The sequence below is a fragment of the Mesorhizobium sp. M4B.F.Ca.ET.017.02.2.1 genome (assembly GCF_003998955.1).
GTDB lineage: Bacteria > Pseudomonadota > Alphaproteobacteria > Rhizobiales > Rhizobiaceae > Mesorhizobium > Mesorhizobium abyssinicae.
Map to the genome: position 1 here is coordinate 1 of NZ_RZOF01000570.1, position 2,009 is coordinate 2,009.

The 2,009-nt window shown below is 57.1% G+C and carries 2 protein-coding genes and 1 pseudogene; all 3 read right to left on the minus strand.

Annotated elements, in window-relative coordinates:
- Positions 1–97 (minus strand): annotated as a pseudogene (locus EN738_RS36995) (hypothetical protein); the annotation flags it as partial.
- Positions 98–233: 136 nt separating this feature from the next.
- Complete coding sequence (locus EN738_RS33845; RefSeq protein ID WP_127287320.1) at positions 234–677, minus strand: DUF269 domain-containing protein; 444 nt, start codon at positions 675–677, stop codon at positions 234–236.
- Between the two features lie 325 nt (positions 678–1,002).
- Positions 1,003–2,009, minus strand: a 1,007-nt coding sequence (locus EN738_RS33850; protein ID WP_127287321.1) for a TlpA family protein disulfide reductase, incomplete at its 5' end; no start/stop codon positions are given.

Here is a 2,009-nt window from a genome sequence, read left to right on the forward strand (position 1 = left end):
TCATTGAAGCGAGTTCTCTCTTGGCAACATCCAACTCGGCATAAACGGCTTGGGTTTTCTCGGCGACGTCCTGTATGTCGGCCCACTTGCCCGGCAGACCTCAACAAGGTCCTGCAATGCCATCTTGGCAATAGCTGCACGCAACTGGAGTTTTCGGACTTTTTCCTCATCTTATCTAGGTCTGACATAGATCCTTCCTGGAACAATGGTTTCTTGATGCGCGCCATCTCGGGCTACGCTTCAATGGCTGCAGTCGCATCGTCGACCAGTTTCGTACCGGCCTCAGCCAGTTTGCGGAAAGTCTCGAAGCCGAACCGGTGGACGTCTCGATAGAACGACCAACCCCCGGAAGCCCCCACGGGTTTCATTCCAATTATTGGCGACGTCGACACGCCGGAGCGCTCCTCAATCGCAAGCGCCACGGCGGTGTAAAACATGTCGAGCCTCCACAGCGCGTCAGGATCGGGATCGCCGCCAAAGGGTATCGCACGTTGCCGTTGCTTGGTGATGATGAACTCGCCCAGCAGCTCGGCATCCGACTGGCCTTCCCATAAGCCGAAGGAATCCTGAGTACGGATGAGCCGCAGGAGGCATTTGACGAACGGGGAAGCAAGGGCTTCTTCGTCATTGTTGACAGCAGGGCCAACCGGTTCATGAGGAATTTCGTTGTTCGTCATTTCAGTCTTCGTCTTCGAGGGACGATTTCCTTTTCCTGCGATGCCCACTCCGGGTCCGCTTGCGTGGCCGACGAATGGCTTGGGCGGGCCAACCCCAAGAGTGCCCCGTGGCCGACCTCGACATGTCCACGAGTGCGAGACCTACGGCGCGAATTCGCGGCGCACATCGTCTGCGCCGCGATCCGACCGGTGGTCAACGCAATTGAAATCCAACCTGCCGCAAGCCGCCCGCCCTGCTGCATCGACATACTTGCTGCGAAGAGAGCCTCGATGGGCGGATTGGCCAGTGTTCAATTCCAATTGTCAGTCCCTTCGCGATTCTTGCTCAGGAAGCGACTGCGTTTTGAGTTTCGGGTGCCTTGTTTTGCGGAGCCACACAAAGATCCGCGTGACAGGCAGGCTCACCCGTGTAGTTGGCCAGTGCTTGGAGCAATGGGGTAAGATAGTACTGTTTGGTGTGGTCCGGAATTGGCCCCAGACGGTCCACCGATTTCAGTGCCACCTCGATCAACTCGATTGCGCGATCTTTGTTGCCGCTCTCGTAATAATACTGAGCTACCGGGAGGTACCGGCGGTATTTAAACGGGCCATCGCCTTGTGGGGGATTTAATGTCAGTATCTGTTCCGAGAGCTCGTTGCCCATCGCAAAGCGCTCCGCGCGCGGAAGATGGGAATTGTCCATCGTGGGATCGAAGAGTTGGTTGAGGGCCAAGGCCATCCACGACACCGCCTCGGACGTTTTGTCGATCGCGTCCTCGACCAATTCTCGCATGACCGGCATGCCGGTCTTGATGTCGCGCAGCTTGTGAAGCAGAAGATCCGCATGAATCTGCCGGAACTCACAAGAGTCTGGCATCAAGGCGAGGCCTTCTTCGATGGCCAAGAGCGCCGCCGTCCAATCCTCGGCCTGCATCGCCGGCGTAAGTTTGGCGTATATCGGCCGGGTAAGCGACATTTCGCGCGCTGCAAGTTGGTTATGCGCGATGCGCTTTGCATCGGCGGCTTTCGCTTCATAGCTGCTGCGCCAGCTGCCGTTAAGGACTTTCGGCAAAACGTCATCGAGTTCCGCCGGGTGGCCAATAAAAGCGATGTGGCCGTCGCGGTCGACCACGAACGAGGTGGGAATCCCAATCGAAGAGCTGGGATCCAGCCAGAGCTTGTTCATTTCGCCAATGTAATCGAACCCGATACGATAATTCAGATTCGGGAACTTCTCGGTCAGCCAGGCATCCACGTTGGTCCGCGCCTCGTCTGCGGTTGGACCCTGTTCGCAGGCGGCAACTCCGACCGCCTCAAATCCGCTGTCTTCATATTTCTCCTGCAGTTCAATCA

What these genes read in the sequence shown, in the direction of transcription:
- EN738_RS33845 (WP_127287320.1), bottom strand. Translation starts at nt 677, where the DNA reads ATGACGAACAACGAAATTCCTCATGAACCGGTTGGCCCTGCTGTCAAC.